The sequence below is a fragment of the Neobacillus drentensis genome, assembly GCF_036965645.1.
GTDB classification, from domain to species: domain Bacteria; phylum Bacillota; class Bacilli; order Bacillales; family Cytobacillaceae; genus Neobacillus; species Neobacillus drentensis_D.
Window position 1 is genome coordinate 1,397 of the sequence record NZ_JBALPZ010000246.1, and the last position, 2,664, is coordinate 4,060.

Genomic DNA, 2,664 nt, shown 5'->3' on the forward strand with positions numbered 1-2,664 from the left:
GCAGTCGCTTTTCTTGTTTCGCTAACGAAGCAGTTTAGGTGAAGAAAGACACTACCCAACTTGTTCATTGTCACGATAAAATAACGATACAGTAATATCCAAAATGGAGTGTTCTCGTGGTTCAATTATGGCGTGCATTTGGAGATTTGGTTCCCTTATTCTAAAAAATTGTTTTAGTGGTAAATTTTAATTATTTACATAGTTAGTAGGAAGAGAAATTAGAATTCAGGTATGTGTTTGTTAACATATACTGAGTATTTCTATTGGGATATACAAGGTAAAAATAGAGTTAGGAACCTATTAAAACTTTTATAATTTTCTTAAAAAAGGTCTATACATTTTCCTTTTTTTTGTTTATACTGTATTACAACAACGAAAAAAATAACTATCTGTATTAATAAAGGAGGAGTTACAAATGTTAATGAGTCCAGTTGAATTTTTCCGCAATTTACCAAAAAAGGAATGTACTAAATGCGGGAATCATATGCATGAGCAGGCAGAAAGTTATTTGATTGATTGTGACCAATGTATATCCAAAAAAGAAGAGTAAAGTTTGTTAACTCTCCAGTATGCTGGGGAGTTTTTTACTTTCATAACAATTATTTATCGTAAGGTGAGTGAGAACTGAACTATTGAATTCAGGTAAAAAAGTACCCAGAGGAAAAGATAATACAATTTAATGGGATACTCTTTTTTTTGTCTTCCCTGTCTTCTGTTTAATTAATCAATATTACTCTCGTTTGTTGACGTATTTTTCTCTTATAATATTTAAAAAATTGGTAGGTAAATATGATATATTGTGAAGATTTGCACTTAAACTAAAGGGGCAGCATTCCTGTAATGAGTGAAAATGAGGTTTGAACAAAAAAATAACCTCTTGGTAGAATAAGAGTGTCCGGAAGGTTGGCCAGCGAAAAGGACAACACTCAAATACCAGGAGGCTTTAAAATGAATTATAACCAAAATAAGAAGATTGCTCAAATAACTTCTCAAACACTTATTATAGGTGTGGACATTGCTAAATTCAAGCACGTGGCACGTGCCCAGAACTTTAGAGGAATGGAGTTCGGATCACCTTGCTATTTTGAAAACACAAAAGAAGGGTTCGGGCATTTTCTTACATGGATTTCTGAACTGCAGAGAGAACAAGCCATGGAAAAAGTGATGGTTGGAATGGAACCAACTGGCCACTATTGGTTCAACCTGGCACATATTCTGAAAGAAAATGAGATTAAGTTTGTAGTAGTCAATCCCTTGCACGTAAAGAAAAGCAAGGAACTCGATGATAATTCACCAACTAAAAATGATGTAAAAGACGCAAAAGTCATTGCCCAGCTGGTCAAGGACGGAAAATACGCTGAACCTACGATACCGCAAGGAGTGTATGCCGAGCTCCGGGTTGCGAAGAAAATACGCGATCTTCTAACGGATGACCTACAAACGGTCCAAGGACAGGTTCACAACTGGATTGACCGGTACTTTCCAGAATTTCTAACGGTCTTTAAGAAGTGGGAAGGGAAGGCAGCCTTACAATTCTTAAAACTATATGCTTTACCGCATGAAATAATAAAGTTCTCTGATCAAGAACTGCTCACCCACCTAAGAAAAGCCGTTACCCGGAGTGTGGGGCTTAGTAAAATCCGAGGGTTAAAGCAAGCTGCCAGTAAGTCCATCGGACTTCGGCAAGGATCTGATATGGCCAAACTGGAGCTGAAAATGTTACTAGATAAATATGAGCTCATCCAGCTTAAATTCGAAGAATTGGATGCGAAAATAGAAGTTTTACTTGATGAAATACCTGGAGTACCACAAATGTTGGCCATTAAAGGTGTCGGGAGGGATACAGTTGCCGGTTTCTTTGCGGAAGTGGGTGACCTGAATGATTATACCCATCCCAGACAAATTATTAAGCTGGCTGGCTTAAGTTTAAAAGAAAATACATCCGGTAAGCACAAGGGGAAAACGACCATCACAAAGAGGGGCCGCAAGAAACTAAGGGCCCTGTTGTTTAGGGTATGTATGATACTAGTAGCTAAGAATTCAGCTTTTAAAGAATTACATGCCTACTATACTCAACGTTCTGATAATCCATTAAAGAAAATGCAATCCCTTATTGCTTTATGTAATAAACTGATCCGTATTTTCTTTAGCATAAGTAAAAAGAAATTTGAATTTAGTGAAGAAAAGATGTTAAAGGATATTCCTCATTTGTCAGTATCAAAGAAGGTAGAAATGGCCGCCTGATTCTGTTTTAGATTAGATTAATAGTAGATATGTGTGTTGTAGGTTCGGGTACATTTGAAGCACGGATTAGTCGGCAAAGCAACTAAATTACGGGCAAGGACCCTGTGGGGCAGCATGGCTGACATCCACCTCATGGAAAGGTTGGACGAAGGAATTTGAGAGCGAAGACTCTGTGAGGCATGGGAGGGTTGACCTCCATGAGAAATGTGGACATCCACCAGTGCGATCATAATTTTACTTATTAACCAATTTTTGTAAGTAGTTGGGTAGTGGGTTATGAGTCTTTTTTCTCCTCAAGTCCAATTTTATCCTTTGGAGTGATATCTACCCACCAATAAAGCAATCACCAGTAAATAAACTACTATGAAAATCTAAGAAAAACGGAGAAATCGGGAGATTTCGCTTTCTTTATTGAGGGAG

2 protein-coding genes are annotated in these 2,664 nt (G+C 37.3%); both read left to right on the forward strand.

Annotated elements, in window-relative coordinates; genetic code table 11:
- Positions 1 to 415 precede the first annotated feature (415 nt).
- Positions 416 to 550: a protein YhfH gene (gene yhfH / locus V7266_RS29660; protein ID WP_335472810.1), complete on the forward strand. Its 135-nt coding sequence runs from the start codon at positions 416 to 418 to the stop codon at positions 548 to 550.
- 398 nt (positions 551 to 948) lie between these two features.
- The gene (locus tag V7266_RS29665) at positions 949 to 2,244 is read left to right on the forward strand and encodes an IS110 family transposase (protein WP_335472812.1); all 1,296 of its coding nucleotides are present in this window, start codon (positions 949 to 951) and stop codon (positions 2,242 to 2,244) included.
- The last annotated feature ends 420 nt before the right edge of the window (positions 2,245 to 2,664 follow it).